Consider the following 20,986-nt stretch of genomic DNA (forward strand, 5'->3'; position numbering starts at 1 on the left):
GTTTTTCAGGCGCTTGCCCCACTCCGCGGGGAAATGCCGCGTCGCTTTTGAAAGTGTGGCTTGCCAAAGCGCATAGCCCAGAGCGGGCATTGCCAACGCGCTGCCGGTTTGAGACGCGGCGGCTTGCGCAATGCCGCATGATTACAGTCAGCCTTTTTCGCGGCGGCTGCCGGCAGCTCACTTTAGAGCCAGACCCTGTTACTGCGCTGCTGGTCAGGTGTGCTGCCGGCTGTGTTCCGCCCTTGGCTCCGCTTCGGCGGCGAGCGAAAAATCTCCCTTTTGCCGACAAACAAAATCCATGACGTCTTTTTATAAGGCCTGAGCCTAAAAGCCCTCGCGCGGCATACACAAAAGCATGGGCGTCGGCCCGCGCGCTGTCCGCAAGGTCGTCGCGCGGGCTTTTTTGCATGCCTGCGTCGAGACGGCAAAAGCAGCCACAAAAAATTCCTGAAGGTGGTTGACTTTTTGTTAGATTATTCACAAGATGTGTACAGGAACAGCCCCTTTCCGACCGACCTGGATTTGTCCGGCGCGGTGAGGCTTTCATAACCAAAACACGGAGGATTTCGCGATGTCCAAACTGGTACCCCCGCATGGCGGCAAAGGCCTGGTGTGTTGCCTGCTGGAAGGCAAGGCCTTGGAAGATGAAAAGAAAAAAGCCGCCGGCCTGAAGCAGATCGAGATTTCTTCCCGCGCCAAGGGCGACCTGATCATGATGGGCATTGGCGGTTTTTCGCCCCTGACCGGCTTCATGGGCAAGGCTGACTGGAAAAGCGTGTGCGAAAAGATGCTGCTCGCCGACGGCACTTTCTGGCCCGTGCCGGTGACCCTCGACATCTCCGCCGAAGACGCCAAAGATCTGAAGCCTGGTCAGGAAGTGGCCCTCGTCCGCAAGGGCGAAATCATGGCCACCATGAAGGTGGAAGAAATCTACGAGATGACTGAAGCCGACAAGAAATGGGAATGCGAACTGGTCTTCAAGGGCGAAGGCCCGGACTCCGAAAAATTCTGGGAAGTGGCCCCCAATGACCACCCCGGCGTCAAAATGGTGCTGGCCCAGAAAGAATACAACATTGCCGGTCCGGTGAAGGTGCTCTCGCAGGGCGAATTCCCCAAAAAGTTCCCCGGCGTGTACATGACCCCCGCCCAGCTGCGCGAAAAAATGGACGAACGCGGCTGGCAGAAAGTGGCCGCCCTGCAGTTGCGCAACCCCATGCACCGCTCGCACGAATATCTGGCCAAAATCGGTGTGGAAGTCTGCGACGGCGTGGTCATCCACTCTCTGGTGGGTTCTCTGAAACCCGGCGACATTCCGGCCGAAGTGCGCGTGAAGTGCATTGACACCCTGGTGGACAAATATTTTGTCAAAGACTTTGTGATCCAGGCCGGCTATCCGCTGGACATGCGCTATGCCGGCCCGCGTGAAGCCCTGCTGCACGCCACCTTCCGTCAGAACTACGGCATCAACAACCTGCTGGTGGGCCGCGACCACGCCGGCGTGGGCGACTTCTACGGCATGTTTGAAGCCCAGGAAATCTTCCGCAAGATGCCTGTGCCCGCCGAGGAAGGCAAACGCCTGCTCTGCGCGCCCCTGAACATCGACTGGACCTTCTACTGCAAAAAGTGCGACGGCATGGCCTCCATGCGCACCTGCCCGCACAGCAAGGAAGACCGCGTTATTCTGTCGGGCACCAAGCTGCGCAAGATGCTCTCCGAAGGCGCGGAAGTGCCGGATCACTTTGGCCGCGAAGAAGTGCTCGCCATCCTGCGCGAATACTATTCCGGTCTGACCGAAAAGGTGGAAATCAAGATGCAGCGCGCCGCTGCCGGCACCACCATGTAGTGAACCGCCTCCATATGATAAAAAAGGGCGCCCTTCGGGGCGTCCTTTTTTTATTGATGACAAGCCGCCTTGCGGTGTTTGCTCCGTCCAGACCGCCGCAGAGGCTTGAGCGGCGTGGAAGCCGGCTTCATCCAGCGCCGCCGGAGGCCCGCGCATGAGCGTTGCGGGCCTGTCGCCGCATGCGCTGATAACGCCGCAAGGTGCGGAAGAGGCCGCAAGTCAGTCCCGCCCTGGGCGGGCGCTATTTTTTGTGCAGCATGATATCCAGAATCACCTTGTCCGTCTCGCGCATGCCAGTGGAGCCGAGCCGGCCCAGATTGGCGATGCAGGTTTCAATATCCTCATCCACAATGCCTTCGTTGCCGGGCACGGCGGAGCCTTCCAGCGCCAGCATCACGGCCTGGATGCCCGCGCCCACGGCCGAAGCCACCTTGAGCGCGCAGGAACTTTTGGCCCCGTCGCAGATCATGCCCGCCATATTGCCCACCATGTTGCGCACGGTCATTTCCATTTCCCGCAGGCCGCCGCCCAGCAGCAGGGCGATGCCGCAGGCCGCGGCCGTGCCCGCAGCCATGGCCCCGCAGTGGGCCGACAGCCGCCCCAGGTGGCGCTTGATGTGAATGGAGGTCAGATGGCTCATGATCAGGGCGCGGGCCAGTTCCTCGTCGCTCTTTTCCTGGCGGATGGCGCAGGCCACCACCGGCATGGTGCAGGTAATGCCCTGGTTGCCGCTGCCGGAATTGCTCATGACCGGCATCATCACCCCGGCCATGCGCGCGTCCGCGGCCGCCGCCGTAAGCTTGATCGCAAAAGTGGGCATGTCGTCGGCCAGGATGCGCCGCCGCACCTGGTCGTCCATGCTCTTGCCCACGGCCAGGCCGTACTGGCGGTTCAGGCCTTCCTCGGCCACCCGGCGATTCATGCGCGCGGCCTCCAGAATAAAGGCTATATCCTTCAGCGGAGCCGTGGTGGCGAAGTCGTAAATGCCGGCCATGGTCAGGGGCCAGCCAGCGCCATCGGTCTGGCTTGTCGTCGCGGCGTCCTTCTTTTCAAAAATCAGCGTTCCGTCGCGCCAGACCCTGGTGATGTTGGCGTGGCTGTCCCTCAATTCGACCCTGGCCGTATGCCCGGCGGCAACGGCGGTGACCGAGCAGTACAGCAGCAGGTCATTGTCCGGCAGTTGCAGCTCCACCTGACCGGCTTTGATCATGGCCCTGGCGGCCTCCACCTGGCCGGACGTCAGATCGCGCAGGCATTCCAGCCCCAGCGCGCTTTTGCCGCCCAGCGCGCCGGCCGCCGCCGCGATGTGCAGGCCCGCCTCTCCGACGCCGGGCACCATCACCCCCATGCCGTTCTTGAGCAGGTTGGCGCTGACCTCCACATGCAGGCTTTCGGGCGCGGTCGCCAGCGTTTCGGCGGCCCTGGCCGCCGTGAGAGCCACGGCGACAGGCTCGGTGCAGCCCAGGGCGGGCACCACCTCCTGGTGGATCAGGTCAAGAAAGGCTGCGCTCATGCGTTCTCCGAACCCTCCGAATGCTGCATGGCCCCCAGTTTGCCGTGACGGTTGAAAATGCCCTCCAGCATGAGGGTCAGAGCGCCGTCGCCGGTGACGTTGCAGGCCGTGCCGAAGCTGTCTTGCAGGGCAAAGATGGCGATAAGCAGAGCCACGCCGGTCTGGTCAAAGCCCAGCACGCCGGTCACGATGCCCAGCGAGGCCACCACCGTGCCGCCGGGCACGCCGGGCGCGCCCACGGCAAAAATGCCCAGCAGCACGCAGAAAAGCGTCATGACGCCCAGCGAGGGCAGCGCGCCGTACAAAATCAGGCTGATGGTCATGACAAAAAAGGTTTCCGTGAGCACCGAACCGCAAAGATGCACCGTGGCCCCCAGGGGCACCATAAATTCCACCATGGTACGGCTGAGCACCGGCGAGCGGCGCGCGCACTCCAGGGCCACGGGCAGCGTCGCGGCGCTGGACATGGTGCCCACGGCGGTAATATAGGCGGGCGTATAATAACGGAAAACCTGGGAAGGATCGCGGCCCGACAACACGCCGCCAATGCTGTAGAGCACGGCCAGCCAGACAAAGTGGCCAAAAATCGCCAGCGCCACCATCGTCACGAAAATGGGCAGATGTCTGGTCAGCGAGCCCTCATAGGCCAGCCCCATGAAGGAAAGACCCACGAAGAAGGGCAGAATGGGAATCATCACCCGTGTCACCAGCCAGGTCATGACCCGCTCCAGTTCGGCAAAAACCTTGCCCAGCATTTCCGATCTGGTCCAGGCGATGGCCACGCCGAAAAACAGAGCTGTGACCAGCGCGCTCATGACGCTGAACAGGGGCGGAATATCCAGGCGAAAGACCATCTCCGGCAGCTTGCGCAGGGTTTCCGTCTCTGTGGCGATGGAAAGATAGGGAATGATCAGGTAGCCGGAAGACATGGAAAACAGAGCCGCGCCCAGCGAAGAGGCGTAGGCCAGACACACGGCCACCATCAGGATTTTGCTGGCGTTCTGCCCCAGACGCACGATGGCCGGGGTGATAAAGCCCACAATGACCAGCGGCACCAGGAAGAAAATGATCTGACCGAAAATGTGCCGCAGCGAAACCGCCACATCCATAACGGCCTCATTGGCCGCGAAGCCCAGCAGAGCGCCGGCCACAAGCCCGGCCAGCAGCTTGAGAATAAGCGAAACATCACCGATCTTGGCCATCCTGATCCTCCGCGATGTTGAGAATGACGGGGCGTCTGAAAAATGCGCCGCGAACCCGGCATTTTCACCGTCGGGCTGCCTTTCGTATACGCCAGGGGGGGCCTGACTCGCAACAGTCAAAAATCTATCGGGAATGAGAGAACGCGCGGGAACGAGGCGCTTACTCCAGAATATAGCGCATGGGGTTCACCGGCACGCCGTTGAGCCGCACCTCGTAATGCAGGTGCGGGCCGGTGGTGCGGCCCGTCATGCCGATATAGCCGATGGTTTCGCCACGCTTGACCCATTGGCCGGGCTGCACCGTACAACGCTGCATATGCCCGTACTTGGTGACGATGCCGCCGCCGTGGTTGATCTCCACACTGTTGCCGTAGGCTCCGTCGCGCGCGGCCAGAGTTACCGTGCCATGGGCCGAGGCCACAATGGGCGTGCCTATGCGATTGCTGATGTCCAGCCCCTTGTGAAACTGGCCGCCCCCGCCGCCAAAAGGCGAGCGGCGCATGCCGAAACTGGAGGAAACAAAGCCCACCGCCGGCCAGATGGAGGGCATGGAGGCCAGAGCGTCGCGGTTTTCGCGCAGGGCGCGCAGCAGGTCCTGCTGCCGTACTTCCTCCAGACGCGCGGATTCGGAAAGGCTGGAGAGAAAGTTCTGCATCTTGCGCGCGGCCAGCTCCTGCCGGTGCAGGGGCAGATAGACGCGTGAGAAGTCGCCAGGCGCGACGCCCACCTCGGCGGGGTCTTTCTCCATGTTCATCATCATCCGCAGCTTGGAATCAAAACGCTGCACGCGCTGCAAATCCTGGCTGACGGAGGTGATTCGCCCGGCGAGGTTGACAAGCTGGCGGCGCTGCTCCTCAATGACGCGCTGGGCGTTATTGAGGCTTTCATCCAGATGGCGCGCCTGCAGCCAGGCCCGCCAAAGCCAGACGTTGCAGACAATGAGAACAAGAACCAGCAGACAGGCGGTAAAGCCAAACCAGCCGCGCATCCGCAGGTTGCGGCTGCCGCTGCGTCCTTCCTTGAAGATGACGATATGGTATTTGCCGAGCAGCATGAATCAGATATTTTAGATTGCGCTCCGCCCGCTGTCAATGCGGCGTCGGTGCGAACCCCGAAGAATCCGCTTTCAGCGCTGTTGTGGCGCGGGCGGCAAGGCCAGCCGCCTGTCTGCTGACAAGCCCGCGGGGGATGTGTATAGTGCCCCGCAACCCGCCGGCCCGCGCGGGCCGGCCCCGCAGCAAGGAGAACCCCCATGCAGGAACACACGCCCGCGACCTCCCCCGGCGCGTCGCCCGCCTCCGGCGACCCGGCCCGACAGGCCTTGCGAAATTTTCTGCCCGAATTTTACGCCGCTGTGGGTGAATTTGAAGACCTCAAGGTCATGCCGGGCCTCAGCCCGGAGGCGGTGACGGCTCTGGAAACAAAGCTGGATTTCAGCTTTTCCCAAGGGCTCAGGGAACTGCTGACCCATTGCGCAGCCATTTCCATGGCGGGCCTGTCCGTAAAGGCCGCCGAGTTCGGCCCCATTGTCATGCCCGGTTCCGACGCGCTGATCATCGGCGAATTTTATCTTCACAATCCTGGCGACCGCCTGCTCATGCTGCCTGATGATCCTTCCGTCTATTATCTGGAACAACGCAACGGCGCCATCACCAAAATGGCTGACGACATAGCCGGCTTTTTCAACAGAACGCTCTTGAAATACCTGTATTCCGGCTAATGTCTGATTGCGAAAAAACGTGGTTTTTCGCTCACTCGCGGCGGCCGCGCCGCCGCAAAACCCTTGCGGGTTTTGTAGCGTCTGCTTTTGCAAGTAGACGCGGGACGCGTATTCACATCTCCGCCAGGGAAAAAGGCTTTTCATGAAAGGAATGCGCTCTTGCGCGCCTGACCGAAAGAAAAAGCCTTTTTGACGCGGGCAGAAGACAAAAGAGCCGTAGTGCGAACACGCTCTACAGGGAGTCTGGGCCGCTTTCCCCCTTCGGCAGACAGCGCTTGCCGGTCAGGGAGAGTATGTCGATACGTATGACGCCCACCCGGCGGACAGCGCTTTCCGGCGCGGGGCGCGGGCAAAGGGCGGCATAGCGCTCGGCCAGGCTGTCCAGGGCCAGGCGCTTTTCTGCCGGGTCTTCGACCACACAGGCGCGGCCCGTGCCGCAGACGGATTTGTAGTAGGTGGAGGATTTTTCGCGGTCAATGCGCACATCCGTCGTCAGACTGAACGCCACGCGACCGTCCCTGCGGATCAGGTCCAGCTTGGTTCCCTCCGGCGCGCAGTGCATGTATATGCGCTGCCCCAGGCGCACGAAGTTAAGAGGGATCAGATAGGGGAAGTCCCCATTGTTGAGAGCCAGAAACAGCTCGTCGGCCCCGGAAAAAACCTCGTCAAAAAAAGCCGGTTCGGAACACTCGCGTTTGCTCAGGCGCATGGCTGTTCTCCTTTTTACTTTCGCGCAAATCGCCTGATACGCCTTGCCGTCAGGCCCGCCGCAAAACTTCCCGCCGCCGTCCGGCCTCGGCCGGGGCGCGGGTGTTGCCCGTGACGGAGGGATATGCGATACGGCCTTTCATCTTCAGACGTTCCGCAACATTTGAATACGCGACGGGCGCTAGCTGTCCGCCAGCTTTTGCAGGCGCGTTCTGTCCAGCAGGATCACGCGGCGACGCTCCACGCTGATCAGGCCGCTAGCGGCAAGCAGGCTCATTTCACGGCTCAGGCTCTCCCGGCTGATGCCGATAAGCCGGGCCAGCACCTCACGACTGACGAGAAGATCCAGCGTTTCGGATTTTTCCATTTTCGCCCGGTGCAGCAACCAGGCCGCCACCCGGCGTGAGGCGGAAATACGCCCCTGAGAACCGGCCAGCTTGTTGATGAACAAGCGCTGGCGCAGGGAAAGCGCGGCGATCAGCCCCAGGCACAATGCCGTATTGCCGCGCAGCGCGTCCAGCAGGGCGGCCTTCTCCAGCCAGAGCAGGCGGCCTTCCCTGACGCCCACCGCCGTGGCGGGCAAACCGCCCTCATAAAACAGCACGCCCGCGTCCAGCATACGGCCCGGACGCACCAGGTGCAGCGCGCATTCCCGACCACGCGCCGCGCTGCGGGACAGTTTGACCAGACCAGACAGCAGGAAGGCGGGGTCGGCGCTCTCCTGCCCTTCCCGAAAAAGCGTCTCGCCCCTGGCAAAAACGCGCAGGCGGGCGCGAGCCGCCAGGGAGAGGCGCTCGTCGGCTCCCAGAACGGCGAAAAGGCCACTGCCGAGAGCCTCCAGCACCGCCTGTGAGGCACGCCCTCCCGGAAACTCCCGCATGGTCTTTTGCCCTCTTTGCCATGCCGCCGGGCGGTCCTCGCCGCCCGGCGGCCACAGCGCTATTTCAGAATCGCCGCCAGATCCTCATCCGGCGTGCTGATGGGCCGAATGCCCCATTTTTCCACCAGAAGGTTCAGGATGTTCGGCGACACAAAGGCCGGCAGGCTGGGCCCCAGACGAATATCCCTGATGCCCAGGGCCAGCAGCGTCAGCAAGATGCTCACGGCCTTCTGTTCATACCAGGAAAGCACCAGCGAGAGCGGCAGGTCGTTGACCCCGCACTTCAGGGCCTCGGCCAGGGCCTGAGCCGTGCGCACCGCCGCGTAGGCGTCATTGCACTGCCCCATGTCCAGCAGGCGCGGCAGATCGCCGAGCCTGCCCAGGTCTTTGTCAAAGAAGCGGAACTTGCCGCAGGCCAGGGTCAACACCAGCGTATCTTGCGGGGTTTTTTCAACAAATTCCGTATAGTAGTTGCGGCCCGGCCTGGCTCCGTCGCAGCCGCCCACCAGAAAGATATGACGCAGCTTGCCCTGGGCCACGGCCTCCAGCACCTTGGGCGCGGCGTCAAGCATGGCGCGGCGGCCGAAGCCGGTCAGAATCTCCTTGCCCGGCCTGTCTTCGGCAAAGCCCGGCAACTCCAGGGCCCTGGCGATGACCGGCGCAAAGTCGCGTCCCGCGCAGTGCGTACAGCCGGGCCAGCCCACGTTGCCGCTGGTAAACACCCTGTCGCCATACGAGCGGGGGTTTTGAATGCAGTTGGTGGTAAAAAGAACCGCGCCGGGAAAGTCCGGCAATTCCTTCTGCTGGTTCTGCCAGGCGGTGCCGTAATGTCCGGCCAGATGGCCGAAGGCCTTCAACCGGGGGTAGCCATGGGCGGGCAGCATTTCGCCATGCGTGTACACATTGATGCCCGTGCCCTCGGTCTGCTCCAGCAGCGCCTGAAGGTCCAGCAGGTCATGCCCCGAGACCAGAATGGCCTTGCCCTTGCGCTGCCCCAGTGAAACCGGGGTTGGCGCGGGATCGCCGAAGGTTTCGGTATTGCCCTTTTCCAGCAGTTCCATAGCCCGCAGGTTGGCCCTGCCGCACTCCAGCGCCAGATCCAGCCAGCCGCCCAGGTCGCGGCTTTCCTCATCCCACGGGCTGCCCGCCGCCAGTCCTTTGCAGACAAAGGCCGAAAGCTCGGGGTCGCGCTGGCCGAGCCGCGCGGCATGATCGGCATAGGCGGCCACGCCCTTGAGCCCGAAAAGCAGCAACTGCATGGCCGAGGCCACATCCTTGTCCGTGCTGAACCTGTCTATGCCGACCACGCTCTCCGGCAGGCGGGCCAGACAGTCTTCCAGAGAGAGGCTCAAGTCATCGGTCTGATCCCCCAGGCGGGCCGCCAGGGCCTTGGCCCGTTCCAGGGTTTCGGCCTGCATCCGGCGCAGCGCCTGCGGGTCGAAGTTCACATTGGTCAGCGTGCTGAACAGGGCCTCGGCCATGAAATCATCCGTATCCGTATCCGCAATGCCGACGGCGCGGGCCTTCAGAACCAGGCTCGCCAGCCGCCGCAGAAGATACACCAGTTGATCCTGAATGATCGCCACATCCGCGTTTTTGCCGCAGACGCCGACCGTGGCGCAGCCTGTGCCCTTGGCTGTCTGTTCGCATTGATTGCAAAACATAAGCAAGACTCCTTTTCCTCCCCCGGTGGGGGTTGTGCCCCATATACAACACACATCCACCGCAATCACTGTGATTCAAATCACAGTTTTTTGCAAAAGATAAAAAACGCCGGCCCCTCGACGCTGCGAAGGGCCGGCGCGACGGAAGTGGAAGACCGGGCTCAGCTGTTGCCGCCGGATTTGGCGTAGGCGCCGGGCAGACGGGCGGCAGCGGGCGGCACAAATTGCTGCACACGGGCCCGCGCGGCCTCCGCCGGGGCGGGGGCGGCGGGCGGCGCGACCGGGGGCCGCACGGCGTTTCTGCCGTAGGCGGCCTGAGCGTGGGCGCGCGGCACTGCCGTCACCGGCGAATGCATGATGGGCTGGGCGGTTTTTACCGCCGCCCCCACGGGCTGCATGCGGCCGGCGATTTCCGCCGCCGCGCGGCGGGCCTCCGGCGTTTCAAGTATCTGGGCGTAGGCCCCGCGCAGACCGGAGAGAATCTGCACCACACTGTCAAGCGATTCCACGTTCATTTTCAGGTTGGCCTGGAGAAGACGCGCGGTGCAGAGAATATACAGATTGTTCAGGTTGACGGCCAGACTGCCGCCCTTTTCCATATTCAGGGAACCGGAAAGCTCATTGACGATATCAATGACTTTGGAAATCAGAATGCCCTTGCCCGCGAAATCCCTGGCCAGCATTTTGTCGCGCGCCTGCTGGAGGTATTTGAGCGCCCCGTCGTAGAGCATGAGCAAAAGCTGCCCCTGATCCGTAGTGGTGACCTTGGTTTGAAAATACGCTTGCGCCGCTTTGTTCATGGCCTGTTCCTTCTCGTTGCGCATTCCGGGCCGCCGCGCCGGAACGGAAATCTGTGCTTAATTGTTGCCGCTCAGTTGATTGAGCTGTGACTCCAATTGGCTTTGCTTGCTGGCATACTGCTTGAGCAGGGTTTCCAGATTGGCGAAAATCGTCTTCTGCCGGCTTTCCCAGGTTTCAATGCGGCGCTGCTCCTGACTGATTTTTTTATCAATATTCTCCATGACCGTCTTGTAGTTGTCACGCAAAGACATCAGGGCGCCGTTCTTGGACTTCAGGGCAATGGCGTCTTCTATCTGCGCCGGCGTGCTGTTGGCGTTGACGCTCACGTCCGTAAACGTCAGCTCATCCTTGAAAAAGCTGTTCACCGTCTGAACTAGGCCCTGCTTGATGCGCACATACATGGGCTCTTCGCCGTCGGGGGGGTGTTTGCCCACGCTCAGGTCGTCAATCAGAATGGACAGGCCGCGCGCGTCGCCCTTGGCCACGCTGTAGTAATAGCCCGGCATGCTTTCGTCGCGCGTAACCTCCACACCGCCCACGGTCACATTGACGGGCTGGGGGTTGCCGTTGCTGTCCAGCACGACCTCGTAGCTCACCTCATAGTTGCCGGCCTTGGTGATGCCTTCGATATGGCTGCCGTAGCGAAAATCGGCGCTGCTGGAACTGCCTGTGCCGCTGGCGCAGAAAAAATCCACCACGGCTTCCAGGTTGTTGGTGATCATGTTGTTGTAGTTTTCCTTGTCCATGGATTGCAGTTCCGCAATGCTGGACGAGGCGCCGATCACCAGCAGGCCGTATGTTTCGCTGGTCGGGTCCGTATCCGTCTTGATGCCCAGGTTGGCCAGGTTGGCCAGCACGTCGCCGGAAAGGATGTCGTCCGCCGACTGGCGGCTCTTGAAACCGGGGGGCGCGGCGTTGACCAGGCTGGAAAAACGGCTTTTGAACAACTGCACCCCATAGTTGCCCGTGAGCAGGCCGCCCTTCTGGTTGGTCAGACCCGACGGGCTGTAGTTGTCCTTGCCGATATCGTCGGGGTCGCTGGAGGTGACCTCCTTGTCTTCGTCGTACGCGGTATAGTCATTGATGGTCAGCAGAACAGAATTGACCGCGTCCAGAAAGTTCTGGATGGACTCTTCCACCGAGGTGATGTCGGTGCTGACCGACAGACGGGCGTCACCCACTTCCTGAATGTTGAAGACCACGCCCTCGATGACGTCGCTCACGCGGTTGGAGGAGGATTCCATCTCCATGGGCCAGTTGTCCACGGTATAGCGGGCGTTGGCCGAGCGCTGAATGCTCCAGTTGCTGGATGTGGCCACCTGGCCCTGAATGCCGGGGCCGCTGACGTTCTGGACATTGGCGAACTGAAGATAGACCGGGCTGCCGGCGGCGGCGATTTCGTCCAGACTCAGGGGGGTAACGCCATCGGCCGCCAGATACTCCTTGCCGTCGGCATCCGTAAAGCGCACTCCCAGGTCGGCGGGGGCGGCCGCGGCATTGCCGTCCTTGTCCGTCCAGCTCCAGTTCGCGCTGTTTTGCAGGCTCTCCAGCACGCTTTTCATATCAGTGCCGGAATCCAGGGTCAGCGTGCCGGTCATGCCGTCATTGGTGGTGACGGTGTAGACCAGCCTGGGCGGTTCCTCCAGATAAACATTACCGCCGGCATCCGTATAAAACAGGGAATTTCCCCCCCCATTGGTTTTGGGCACAGTCGTGCTGGTTTCAATTCTGGTCGTGAAACCCGCCGTTCCGCTGGCGCCGGTGGTCAGTTTGAAGCCCTGCACGCCGTCCAGTTTCAGAATATTGCTGTCGTCGCCCGAAATTGTGCCGGGGTAGGCGGCATTGACGGCCTCCAGCAACTGCTGGTTGGTCATGCCGCTGTTCAGCCTTGTGCCGTCGGCCAGGCTGTCCACATAAACGACGGAACCGTCCCGCAGGGTGAGCGTGAACACCAGATCCGCGCCGGGCTCGCCGGCGGCCTTGCCGTCGATGCGTTCGCCCAGCTTGTCCTTGTTGAAGGTCAGGGTGGCCGAAGCGGAAGTCAGCCCGCCGCCCAAAGTGTCCTTGACGCCCGAAGCGGCCGTGAGTTTGCTTTTCAGCTGGCTCGCGTCGGTGAGGGCGTCGCAGCTCACTCCGGTGACGCCGCTCAGGCTCACCCCCCATCCGTCAGAACCAAGGCCGATGTTCACGCTGTCGCCGCTCTGGGTGGCCTGGGCCATCTGTATCAGAAGATCGCGCTTGGTGGCCCCGGCCCTGATATCAAATTTGCGTTCAGTGCCGTCCTCCATGGTCATGGTGAAGGTCAGCAAGTCGTCATCGCCCATGCCCGCAGCCATGCCGTCAGCGGCGTTCAGCTTGATGTCTTTGTTGTTGGAATCTTTGAGGGAACCCGTCACGCCCACCCAGGTGGAGGCCGGCGTGTAGGCCTTGTCCGAACTTTCCCGGCGACTGAAAGACCTGACCCCGGTCAGCGTCAGATCGCCATTGCCGTCCAGGCTGGCCGTGATGCCGCCAGCAGCGTTCAGCGCCGTCACCAGCTCGTCCGCGGTGGCGTCGCCCTTGATGGTCACGGTTTTTTTGACGCCGCTCTGCAGGACGATATCGTAGGCGTACTCCGTGGGGTCAGTCACCTGCTGGCTGACGTCAAGCCTGTTATTGGTCAGCCAGGTGGAGGTCGTTGACCCTGAGGTGCTCATGCCCACCAGGTTGTTGTCATAGATGATCAGATTGTTGTCCGCGCCGGTATCCTTGCCCGCCACCTGAAAGACATAGCCCGAACCGGACTGGATCAGGCTGACCTTGATGCCCGGGTTTTCCGTGGAGCTGTTGACCATGCTGGCAAAGGACTCCAGCGTCGTGCCCGCGGGAACCTTGATTGCATGATCCTTGCCCGCGTAGTTGAAACGGAAGTACTGCTCCGTGCCCGTGGTGTTGAGAACATCGTTTTTGGAATTGAAAACATGGCCGGTATTGGCCCATATGGCGTTGCTGGCCACCTGCGAGACCTTGATGGTGTGCTGCACGTCCTGGGCCGAGGCGTTGGCCACGGCGGTAAGTATGTTTTCGTTGCTGCTGGCGACGTTTTTGGTGACAAAATTATTCTTGTCGGCCAGCGTGGACAGCATGTTGCTGGCCACCTGCACCTGCTCAATGATTTTGCCAAAGGCTTCATAGCGCAGATTCCAGTCGCTTTTCCAGGCTTCCAGGCGGTTCAGCTGCGTGGACTCGATCTTTTTGAGCTTCGCCAGAACCTCTTCAAAATCCGTATCATTGCCGCTCAGCCCCCAGATGGAGTTTGAGCCTGAAATGCTGACCGCCATACATACCTCGCGCTGCACAAGATATCCGCCGCGCCCTGGCGCGGAGCCGCTTCAAAAAAACAGCGGAACGCTAAAATTTATGCAAAATGCGTGCAAAGAAATTTTTGCCGGGCGTGAACGCCCCGCGGGGGCGTGTGGCGCTATCCGGCTTCGCCTCTCTTGTCTCTAACGGCTGCCGCAAGAAAAAGTTTAGAGTATTCCGCGCCGAGCCCGCGCGGGAAAAGGCCGGCAAGGGCCGAGGGGCGTGAACGGCGAGCGCCGCGCTCTCCGCAAGCGGCAGGCGCGGCGCTCGAAACAGGCCGAAATTGTGGAGCGGACCCAGGCGGGGCTATTCGGCCGCAAAGGCCTCCCAGCGCGCCAGCAAGGCCCGCAGGGCGTTGCCGCGGTGGCTGCGGGAGTTTTTTTCCTCACGGGAAAGCTGGGCCGCGCTTTTGCCGATCAGGGGGTCGAAAAAGACCGGATCATACCCAAAGCCGTTCTCGCCGCGCGGGGCGTCCAGCAGGCGGCCCTCCCAGACGCCCCGCACCACCATTTCAGCGCCGCCGGGCTTCACGGCGGCCATGCAGCTTACAAAACAGCAGGCGCGACGCTCTTCGGGCGTCCCGGCCAGTTCGTGCAGCAGCTTGCGGATATTGCGCTGATCCCGGCTTTCGCCGGGCAGGCTTTGCCAATCGTCGGCATAGCGGGCCGAATAGACGCCGGGGCTGCCGTTCAGGGCCTCCACCATCAGGCCCGAATCGTCGGCCACGCTGATCAGGCCGGTAATCCCGGCCACGGCGCGGGCCTTGATCAGGGCGTTTTCCTCAAAGCTGGCGCCGCTTTCTTCAATATCTCCAATATCGGGAAAAGCCTCCAGCCCCATGACCTCCACGCCGAAATCGGCCAGGGGGCCGGCCAGTTCGCGCACCTTGCCCGCATTGTGCGTGGCCAGGACGATGCGTTGCCGTTGTGCTTCCGCCATGTCAGCTCCTTTGAAAAATCGTTACGCCCGCGCGCGATGATGGGGAATGACCAGAGTGGCCGTCAGAATGCCGCCGATGACCAGCAGGCCCCCGGCTATCTGGGCCGGGGCGATGTGTTCGCCCAGCACCAGCACCGAGGCCGCCGCCGCGAAGACCGGCAGACTGTAGTAGACGATGCCGGCGCGTACCGGGCCGATACTGTCCACGGCCAGGGTCCAGAACCAGAACGAAAGAAAGGAACAGCCCACCCCGGCATACAGAATGCCCGTCAGCAGGGCCGGGGACGGCGCTGGCCAAGGCAGCAGACATATCTCGGCCACGGTGAAGGGCAGGGAATACAGCAGCCCCAGGGCGAAGGCGGCCACATTGAAGCCCAGGGGAGAAATTTCGACCGGGTGCCGGCGCATGAACAGCGAATAGAGGCCGAAACAGAGCGCGCCGCCCAGGGCCCAGAAATCGCCGCTGTTGATGCGCAAGGCGGCCAGACGTTGCCAGTCGCCCCGGCTGACCAGAATAATCACGCCCGCCAGCACCAGCAGCATCCCGGCCAGACGGCGCGGGGTGACGGGCTCGCCGTAGAGCGCGCGCGACATGATCAGAATCACAATGGGCGCGGTGGGCACCAGCAGAGCCATATTCAGGCTTTCCGTGCTCTGTCCGGCCTTGTAGATCAGGGTGTTCATCAGGGTGACGCCCAGCGCCGCCATGAGCGAGAGATACGGCCAATGCCCGCGGATGCCCGGCCAGTCCCGCTTCAGATGCCGCCAGGCAAAAGGCAGCAGTACCGCGAGGGCCGTCAGCCAGCGCCAGAAATTGCACTGCCACGGAGGAATCAGGGGGGCCAGAGCCCTGGCCACCACGAAATTGCCCGACCAGATGATGGTGGCCAGCAGCGCGCTGCCGTACCCCAAAGCGGTTTGCCGCATATGCCGTTCCTCGCGTTTTCGCGTAGTTCGCAAACATAGCCGATTTAGGGGCAGAAGGCAAAACGCGGGCCCCGGCGAGGGGCCGCCTGTCTTGCCGGGTCGCCGGAGATGCGCTACATGGGCGCAAGCGAGGAAAGCCATGCCCCAGGATTTTTTTGTGGTCTTGTCCGTGGCGGAAGTGACCCGCCGCCTGAAAGGCTTTGCGCCTTTGCCCGCCGAAACGGCGGCCCTGGAAGACCCGCGCGGTCTGGAAGGCCGCGTGCTGGCGGCGGACGTGACAGCCAGGGAAGACGTGCCCCTGACCAGCCGTTCCGGCATGGACGGCTACGCCGTGCGGGCGGCGGATGTCTTTGGCGCGTCCGAGGGCAATCCGGTCTATCTGAACCGCGCGGGCCGCATCGCTGTGGATCGTCCGGCGGGCTTCAGCCTGGAACCGGGCCAGTGTGCGGCCATTGTCACCGGCGGCGTTCTGCCGGACGGCGCCGACGCCGTGGTCATGGTGGAGCATACCCAGGAGCTGGCCGCGCGCGCGGCCGGCGGCATGGCCGACGCGCAGGAGGAAATTCTTGTGGAGATCCGGCGTCCCGTGCCGCCTGGCGCGCATGTGCTCCGGCGCGGCGACGACGCGCGCCGGGGCTGCCCCGCGCTCAGGGCCGGCACGCCGCTCCGCCCGCAGGAAATCGGCCTGCTGGCCGCCTGCGGCGCGCAACAGGCGCTGGTGCGCGCACGGCCCAGGGTGGGCATTCTCTCCACCGGGGATGAGGTCATTCCCGTCAGCGCCGATCCGCGGCCCGGTCAGGTGCGCGACGTGAACAGCCACGCTCTGGCGGCCATCTGCCGCGAGGCCGGGGCCGAACCGCGCCGGCTGGGCATTGTGCCGGATGATCTGGAGGCCATCACCGCCGCTCTGCGGGAACACCTCGCGCGGGTGGATGTGCTGCTGCTTTCCGGCGGCAGCTCCGTGGGCGCGCGCGATTTTACCGTTGCCGCCCTGGAGCGCCTGCCCGACGCGGAAATTTTCTGTCGCGGCGTGGCTCTTTCACCGGGCAAACCGCTGATCCTGGCCCGTGTGGGCGACAAGTGCGTCTGGGGCCTGCCGGGGCAGGTGGCCTCGGCCCAGGTGGTCATGTTTGTGCTGGGCGCGCCCTTTCTGCGCCATCTGGCCGGACGGGCCGACGCCTTTGACCAGAGCCTTCGCCCCGCCCGCAAGGCCGTGCTGTCGCGCAATATGGCTTCCAAACAGGGGCGTGAGGAGTATCTGCGGGTGCGCCTGGAAGCCCCGGCGGGGGGCCATGACCTGCCCCTGGCCGTGCCCGTGCCCGGCCTTTCCGGCCTGTTGCGCACCCTGCTGGACGCGCAGGGCCTGGTGCGCATTGACGCCGATCTTGAAGGGCTGGAAAAAGGCAGCGTGGTGGATGTGCTGTTGCTGTAGGCCGCAGGGCGGCCCGCCGCGGCGGCGCAACGGGCGCGCATGCGCTTTTCTTTTGCGCCGCAAGCGCGTATATGTAAAATTTCAGGCATCACAGCGAGGAGCGCGCCATGAAAATCACCGATATATTCACTGCCCCCGCGCGGGAAACTCATATTCCCATACCCTATGTCATAGCCGAGGCCGGCGTGAACCACGAGGGCAGCATGGACATCGCCCGCCGCCTCATTGACGAGGCCGCCGAAGGCGGCGCCGACGCCATCAAGTTTCAGACTTACAGGGCCGCAACCCTGGCCTCCAAGGATTCGCCCGCCTACTGGGATACCAGCAAAGAACCCACCAAAAGCCAATATGAACTTTTCAGGCGGCACGACTCCTTCTGGAAAAACGAATTTGAAGCTCTGCGCAAGCACTGCGACGCGGCGGGCATCACCTTTCTGTCCACGCCCTTTGACGTGGAATCCGCCCACTTTCTCAATGACCTCATGGACGTTTTCAAAATTTCCTCGTCCGATATCACCAACAAGCCCTTTATCCGCATTCTCTGCGACTTCAAAAAACCCATTCTGCTGTCCACGGGCGCGGCCCATCTGCATGAAATAGCCGAGGCCGTGGAGTGGATCGAGGAAAAGGGCAATCCGCTGGCTCTGCTGCACTGCGTGCTGAATTATCCCACAGCCGACAAAAACGCGGCGCTGGGCATGATTCCGGCGCTCAAGCGGCACTTCCCGCAGCATGTCATCGGCTATTCCGACCACACCCTGCCCCAGGACATGCACATTCTTGAAACAGCCACCCTGCTGGGCGCGCGCGTGCTGGAAAAGCATTTCAGCCATGACAAGACCCTGCCCGGCAACGACCATTATCACGCTATGGACAAAGAGGATCTGAAGTGTTTTTACGCGCGGCTCCGGCGCACGCTGGCCAGCGTGGGCGCGCTGGAGGCGCGCGCCCTGCCGGAGGAGGAACCGGCCCGGCGGCACGCCCGCCGTTCGCTGGTCACGGCCCGCGCCGTGCCCGCCGGTCAGCCCCTGACCCCGGCTGACCTGACTTGGAAGCGCCCGGCCCACGGCATTTCCCCGCGCAACTATGACGAGGCGCTTGGCATGCGCGCCCGGCGCGACCTGCCGGAAGACACTGTGCTGACCTGGGCTGATCTGGACAAGGCATGAACGCGACGCCCCTGACGGACATGACAACAGGCGCGCCGGACGGCGACGTCACCCTGGTGCTGGGGGCCATGCCGCGCGGGGCCGAACCTGAAACGCACTGGGCCGCCGGGCCGTGGTGCTTTGCCGGAACGGAAGATTTTTTCCCTGACTGGGAATACCGCTTTGTCTTCGCGCCGGAGCCCCTGCGCGATCTCAAGGTGCTGGAACGCACAGCCAAAGAGGCGCAGGCCCTCTGCGTGGACAGCCTGCCCGCCCTGGCCTCGCGGCTCTGCCCGCACAGCGGGGCTTTGCCCGCCCCCTACTGGGAAACCCTGCTCACGCCCTGGGCCATTGACGTGGCCAAGCAGATCGTGGAACGCTGGCAACGGGTTAGGGCCATGACCGGGGCCTGGGGGCATCTGCCCCTGCGTGTGCCCCTGCTGCCTGAAAACTGCGCCTTCAGCTTTCGCTGCGAGCACGATTTCACGCTGCACGGCGCGCTGGGCACGGCCTTCAATCACTGGCTGCTTTCCCGCCTGCTGGAGGCCCGCTGGCCTCGGGCCTGGCGCAAGGAAGCGCTGCCGCCGCTCAGCGAAGCCTATGGCGACGAAACGCCCGTCAATCTCAAAGACCGCCTGCGGCAATGGGCCCGGCAGGCGCAACTGCGTCTGCCCTTTCCGCGTCTCAAGGGCATGAGCGTCTGGCAGGCGTTGCGCTTTTCCCTCGCGCTGCTGCATGCAAGTCACGGGCAGGACCATTCCCAATCTCTGGCCGCGACTTACGGCGGTCGGACCACCGGCGCCGACGCCGCCCTGCCGCTGAACCCCCTGCCCCTTTTTCTGGCCGCCCTGCCGCATTCCCTGGCGTGTTTGCGCCACCCCCGGCGACTCGCAAAAGGCATCTTTCGGCCCCGTCTGCGCGTGGCCAGCGTGGCGGCCTATGAAAACGCGGCCTACCGCCAGCGCCTGGCCGTCTGGCGGGCCAGGGGCAACCGGCTGATGTACGTGCAGCACGGCGGCAACTACGGCCAGGTGCGCGTCACCTGCGACACGGCTCTGGTGGAATACAGCCAGCACGCCTTCGGCACCTGGGGCTGGAGCGAACATGCCGGCAGCCGGGGCAATTTCATTCCCCTGCCCTACCCGCAGATTGCCCGTATCGCCGGGCGCTGGCACGGCGAAAACGGCCGCCATCTGCTCTTTGTGGGCACAGAAATGCCCGCCTGCGGCTATCGTCTGAACTCGTACCCCACGCCGCTCCAGCTGGTTCAGTACCGCGAGGACAAGCAATGGTTTTTCGAGGCGCTGGGCCGCGCCCTGCAATCCCGCACCTTTTACCGCCCCTATTTTGACCTGCCCGGCGCCCTGCAAGACGCCCCATGGCTGCTGCCGCGCTTTCCCCATGTGCGCCTGAGCGTCGGGCCGCTCACCCCTCAGCTGCTGAGCTGCCGCCTGCTGGTTCTGGATCACCACGGCACCACCATGCTGGAGGCCCTGGCCGCCAACGTGCCCACCATCCTGTTCTGGACGCGCGAGGTCTGGCCGCTCACGCCGGAAAGCGAAGCCCTGCTGGACATGCTGGCGCGGGCGGGCATCTGGTTCGGTTCCGCCGAGGAGGCCGCCGCCAAGGTCAACCAGGTCTGGCAAGACCCGGCTTCCTGGTGGCGCGGCGCCGCCGTGCAAAACGCCCGTCGCGCGTACTGCGCCCTTCAGGCCATGATGGTCAAAGACAGTGAAAATCCCTACTGGACTCAAACCCTGGCAAAACTATGAGCATGATTTTCCGTTTTGTTCCGCTGTGCCTGCTGGCCATCGGCCTGCTCTGCTGCCCGGTCGCGCCCCCGGCCATGGCTGATGACGCGGCCAGCCTGCGCGACATCCAGGCCGCCATCAGCTCGGCGGACTACGGCAAGGCCGTGAACCTGCTCAGGCCTCTGGCCGACGCGGGCAATGCCGAGGCCCTCTACGTGCTGGGCCGCCTGACCCTGGACGGCAGGGGCGTCAAAAAAAACGCGCAGCGCGCGGCCCAGCTCTTCCGTCAGGCGGCGGAAAAGGGCGACATCAGCGCCCAGAACGCCTGGGGCGCGGCCCTGGCGTCGGGCCAGGGCGTGCGCCGCAACTACCGCGAGGCTGCGCGCTGGTTCCGCAAGGCCGCCGAGCAGGGGCTGGCCATGGCCCAGTACAATCTGGGCTATCTGCACGCCCACGGACGAGGCGTGCCCAAGGATGAAAACGCGGCCATCGACTGGTACAGCCGGGCCGCCAACCAGGGCCTGGCCGACGCCCAGTATTCCCTGGGCTGGACCTATCTGAACAGCAAGGGCGAAAGCCAGAGCGACACCAAGGCCGTGCACTGGTTTGAAAAGGCCGCCGAGCAGGATCACGTCAAGGCCCAGAACAACCTGGCCTTCATGTACGCCGAGGGGCGCGGCTACGCGCAGGATCCGTCCAGGGCCGTGCAGTGGTACGCCCGCGCCGCCGAGCGCGGCTATGCCGAAGCACAGTACAATCTGGGCTTCATGTACGAACAGGGCCGGGGCGTGCCGCAGGATTACAACAAGGCTGTGGAATGGTATCGCAGGGCCGCCGAACAGAACGAGCCCGCCGCCCAGTACAGTCTGGGCCTGATGTATGACCAGGGCACCGGCGTGCCCCGCAATCTGAGCGAGGCCACCCGCTGGTATCGCCTGGCCGCCAAAAACGGCGACCCGGACGCCAGAGCCGTGATTCGCGCCCAGGGCAACGCGGAAAGCCAGGCCAAAGCCGCGCCCGCCGCCAAGCAGCCACACAGGAAAGCCAGGTCGCAGTGACGCTTTTTCGCACAGTCTGAAAAACGCCGGATTGCCCCGGCGTTTTTTGCTTCAACAG

At 63.2% G+C, this 20,986-nt stretch carries 16 protein-coding genes; 6 read left to right on the forward strand and 10 right to left on the reverse strand.

Annotation, left to right across the window (positions count from 1 at the left end; translation table 11 throughout):
* The first annotated feature begins 571 nt into the window (after window positions 1–571).
* Window positions 572–1,843 (forward strand): sulfate adenylyltransferase, encoded by a 1,272-nt coding sequence (sat, locus tag ACQRA4_RS02890; protein WP_427821575.1) that lies wholly within the window; start codon window positions 572–574, stop codon window positions 1,841–1,843.
* 241 nt (window positions 1,844–2,084) lie between these two features.
* Here the strand turns inward: sat and ACQRA4_RS02895 are convergent, their stop codons facing one another.
* The 3 genes from ACQRA4_RS02895 to ACQRA4_RS02905 form a co-directional block, all read right to left on the reverse strand.
* On the reverse strand, window positions 2,085–3,356 hold the full coding sequence (locus ACQRA4_RS02895; RefSeq protein ID WP_427821576.1) for a serine dehydratase subunit alpha family protein: 1,272 nt from the start codon (window positions 3,354–3,356) through the stop codon (window positions 2,085–2,087).
* Window positions 3,353–4,558, reverse strand: a complete 1,206-nt coding sequence (locus ACQRA4_RS02900; RefSeq protein WP_427821577.1) for a dicarboxylate/amino acid:cation symporter — start codon at window positions 4,556–4,558, stop codon at window positions 3,353–3,355. Before ACQRA4_RS02900 ends, ACQRA4_RS02895 begins: the two co-directional genes overlap by 4 nt.
* 160 nt (window positions 4,559–4,718) lie before the next feature.
* Window positions 4,719–5,612 (reverse strand): M23 family metallopeptidase, encoded by an 894-nt coding sequence (locus tag ACQRA4_RS02905; RefSeq protein ID WP_427821578.1) that lies wholly within the window; start codon window positions 5,610–5,612, stop codon window positions 4,719–4,721.
* A gap of 198 nt (window positions 5,613–5,810) precedes the next feature.
* Between ACQRA4_RS02905 and ACQRA4_RS02910 the strand changes: the two genes are divergently transcribed.
* Window positions 5,811–6,278: an SMI1/KNR4 family protein gene (locus ACQRA4_RS02910; protein WP_427821579.1), complete on the forward strand. Its 468-nt coding sequence runs from the start codon at window positions 5,811–5,813 to the stop codon at window positions 6,276–6,278.
* A 232-nt stretch (window positions 6,279–6,510) separates the two neighbouring features.
* Here the strand turns inward: ACQRA4_RS02910 and ACQRA4_RS02915 are convergent, their stop codons facing one another.
* The 7 genes from ACQRA4_RS02915 to ACQRA4_RS02945 form a co-directional block, all read right to left on the reverse strand.
* Window positions 6,511–6,987, reverse strand: coding sequence for a pyridoxamine 5'-phosphate oxidase family protein (locus tag ACQRA4_RS02915; protein ID WP_427821580.1), 477 nt, complete (start codon window positions 6,985–6,987; stop codon window positions 6,511–6,513).
* 180 nt (window positions 6,988–7,167) lie between these two features.
* Window positions 7,168–7,866, reverse strand: coding sequence for a Crp/Fnr family transcriptional regulator (locus ACQRA4_RS02920; RefSeq protein ID WP_427821581.1), 699 nt, complete (start codon window positions 7,864–7,866; stop codon window positions 7,168–7,170).
* Window positions 7,867–7,925: 59 nt separating this feature from the next.
* Entirely contained in the window at window positions 7,926–9,530 is a 1,605-nt protein-coding gene (gene hcp, locus ACQRA4_RS02925; protein WP_427821582.1) for a hydroxylamine reductase, read from the reverse strand.
* Window positions 9,531–9,691: 161 nt separating this feature from the next.
* Complete coding sequence (gene fliS / locus ACQRA4_RS02930; RefSeq protein ID WP_427821583.1) at window positions 9,692–10,330, reverse strand: flagellar export chaperone FliS; 639 nt, start codon at window positions 10,328–10,330, stop codon at window positions 9,692–9,694.
* A gap of 57 nt (window positions 10,331–10,387) precedes the next feature.
* On the reverse strand, window positions 10,388–13,651 hold the full coding sequence (gene fliD / locus ACQRA4_RS02935; protein ID WP_427821584.1) for a flagellar filament capping protein FliD: 3,264 nt from the start codon (window positions 13,649–13,651) through the stop codon (window positions 10,388–10,390).
* Window positions 13,652–13,979: 328 nt separating this feature from the next.
* Window positions 13,980–14,612 (reverse strand): RdgB/HAM1 family non-canonical purine NTP pyrophosphatase, encoded by a 633-nt coding sequence (gene rdgB, locus ACQRA4_RS02940; RefSeq protein WP_427821585.1) that lies wholly within the window; start codon window positions 14,610–14,612, stop codon window positions 13,980–13,982.
* Between the two features lie 21 nt (window positions 14,613–14,633).
* Window positions 14,634–15,539 (reverse strand): DMT family transporter, encoded by a 906-nt coding sequence (locus tag ACQRA4_RS02945; RefSeq protein ID WP_427821586.1) that lies wholly within the window; start codon window positions 15,537–15,539, stop codon window positions 14,634–14,636.
* Window positions 15,540–15,678: 139 nt separating this feature from the next.
* Here ACQRA4_RS02945 and ACQRA4_RS02950 point away from each other — a divergent pair, with 139 nt between their 5' ends.
* The 4 genes from ACQRA4_RS02950 (at window position 15,679) to ACQRA4_RS02965 (ending at window position 20,928) form a co-directional block, all read left to right on the forward strand.
* Window positions 15,679–16,971 (forward strand): molybdopterin molybdotransferase MoeA, encoded by a 1,293-nt coding sequence (locus ACQRA4_RS02950; RefSeq protein WP_427821587.1) that lies wholly within the window; start codon window positions 15,679–15,681, stop codon window positions 16,969–16,971.
* A gap of 107 nt (window positions 16,972–17,078) precedes the next feature.
* Window positions 17,079–18,140, forward strand: coding sequence for an N-acetylneuraminate synthase family protein (locus ACQRA4_RS02955; protein ID WP_427821588.1), 1,062 nt, complete (start codon window positions 17,079–17,081; stop codon window positions 18,138–18,140).
* Window positions 18,137–19,891, forward strand: coding sequence for an LIC12162 family transferase (locus tag ACQRA4_RS02960; protein WP_427821589.1), 1,755 nt, complete (start codon window positions 18,137–18,139; stop codon window positions 19,889–19,891). Before ACQRA4_RS02955 ends, ACQRA4_RS02960 begins: the two co-directional genes overlap by 4 nt.
* A complete protein-coding gene (locus ACQRA4_RS02965; protein ID WP_427821590.1) occupies window positions 19,888–20,928 on the forward strand; it encodes a tetratricopeptide repeat protein in 1,041 nt (346 codons plus the stop codon). The genes ACQRA4_RS02960 and ACQRA4_RS02965 overlap by 4 nt, the downstream gene beginning before the upstream one ends.
* The last annotated feature ends 58 nt before the right edge of the window (window positions 20,929–20,986 follow it).

It is taken from the genome of Desulfovibrio sp. SGI.169 (genome assembly GCF_050313595.1).
Lineage (GTDB): Bacteria > Desulfobacterota > Desulfovibrionia > Desulfovibrionales > Desulfovibrionaceae > Desulfovibrio.

What these genes read in the sequence shown, in the direction of transcription:
- sat (WP_427821575.1), top strand. Translation starts at nt 572, where the DNA reads ATGTCCAAACTGGTACCCCCGCATGGCGGCAAAGGCCTGGTGTGTTGC.
- ACQRA4_RS02895 (WP_427821576.1), bottom strand. Translation starts at nt 3,356, where the DNA reads ATGAGCGCAGCCTTTCTTGACCTGATCCACCAGGAGGTGGTGCCCGCC.
- ACQRA4_RS02900 (WP_427821577.1), bottom strand. Translation starts at nt 4,558, where the DNA reads ATGGCCAAGATCGGTGATGTTTCGCTTATTCTCAAGCTGCTGGCCGGG.
- ACQRA4_RS02905 (WP_427821578.1), bottom strand. Translation starts at nt 5,612, where the DNA reads ATGCTGCTCGGCAAATACCATATCGTCATCTTCAAGGAAGGACGCAGC.
- ACQRA4_RS02910 (WP_427821579.1), top strand. Translation starts at nt 5,811, where the DNA reads ATGCAGGAACACACGCCCGCGACCTCCCCCGGCGCGTCGCCCGCCTCC.
- ACQRA4_RS02915 (WP_427821580.1), bottom strand. Translation starts at nt 6,987, where the DNA reads ATGCGCCTGAGCAAACGCGAGTGTTCCGAACCGGCTTTTTTTGACGAG.
- ACQRA4_RS02920 (WP_427821581.1), bottom strand. Translation starts at nt 7,866, where the DNA reads ATGCGGGAGTTTCCGGGAGGGCGTGCCTCACAGGCGGTGCTGGAGGCT.
- hcp (WP_427821582.1), bottom strand. Translation starts at nt 9,530, where the DNA reads ATGTTTTGCAATCAATGCGAACAGACAGCCAAGGGCACAGGCTGCGCC.
- fliS (WP_427821583.1), bottom strand. Translation starts at nt 10,330, where the DNA reads ATGAACAAAGCGGCGCAAGCGTATTTTCAAACCAAGGTCACCACTACG.
- fliD (WP_427821584.1), bottom strand. Translation starts at nt 13,651, where the DNA reads ATGGCGGTCAGCATTTCAGGCTCAAACTCCATCTGGGGGCTGAGCGGC.
- rdgB (WP_427821585.1), bottom strand. Translation starts at nt 14,612, where the DNA reads ATGGCGGAAGCACAACGGCAACGCATCGTCCTGGCCACGCACAATGCG.
- ACQRA4_RS02945 (WP_427821586.1), bottom strand. Translation starts at nt 15,539, where the DNA reads ATGCGGCAAACCGCTTTGGGGTACGGCAGCGCGCTGCTGGCCACCATC.
- ACQRA4_RS02950 (WP_427821587.1), top strand. Translation starts at nt 15,679, where the DNA reads ATGCCCCAGGATTTTTTTGTGGTCTTGTCCGTGGCGGAAGTGACCCGC.
- ACQRA4_RS02955 (WP_427821588.1), top strand. Translation starts at nt 17,079, where the DNA reads ATGAAAATCACCGATATATTCACTGCCCCCGCGCGGGAAACTCATATT.
- ACQRA4_RS02960 (WP_427821589.1), top strand. Translation starts at nt 18,137, where the DNA reads ATGAACGCGACGCCCCTGACGGACATGACAACAGGCGCGCCGGACGGC.
- ACQRA4_RS02965 (WP_427821590.1), top strand. Translation starts at nt 19,888, where the DNA reads ATGAGCATGATTTTCCGTTTTGTTCCGCTGTGCCTGCTGGCCATCGGC.